Source organism: Pseudomonas brassicacearum, assembly GCF_003732265.1.
Taxonomy (GTDB): domain Bacteria; phylum Pseudomonadota; class Gammaproteobacteria; order Pseudomonadales; family Pseudomonadaceae; genus Aquipseudomonas; species Aquipseudomonas brassicacearum_D.
Map to the genome: position 1 here is coordinate 1 of NZ_MOBK01000457.1, position 481 is coordinate 481.

General features: G+C 54.9%; 1 protein-coding gene. It reads right to left on the reverse strand.

From position 1 onward, the window contains the following. Positions 1-201: 201 nt before the first annotated feature. Positions 202-481, reverse strand: a 280-nt coding sequence (zapE, locus tag BK660_RS32235) for an AFG1/ZapE family ATPase (protein WP_123436480.1), incomplete at its 5' end; no start/stop codon positions are given.

Genomic DNA, 481 nt, shown 5'->3' on the forward strand with positions numbered 1-481 from the left:
TCAGCAGGCTGCATAACCCTCTGCCCACACACAAACCCATGTAGGAGTGAGCCTGCTCGCGATTGCGTCCGTCCATGCAGCATTTATGTGACTGATACACCGCTATCGCGAGCAGGCTCACTCCTACAGGGTATTGCGGTGAATTCTGGACATAAAAAAAGGCCTGCAATTGCAGGCCCTTTTTATTGGCCGAAAATTCGCTTAAGGCTTGTGCGCCCGCGACAGGAATTCGTGCGATTGCATCTCCAGCAAACGGCTCAGCGTGCGCTGGAATTCGAAATTCAAGCGGCCGCCGGTGTACAGGTCCTTCAGCTCGACTTCAGCCGAAATGATCAACTTCACGTTACGGTCGTAGAACTCGTCGACCATGTTGATGAAGCGGCGGGCGATGTCGTCGGTGGTGACGCTCATCTGCTCGACACCGCTGAGCAGCACGGCGTGGAAGATCTTGCCCAGTTCGATGTAGTCGTTCTGGCTACGC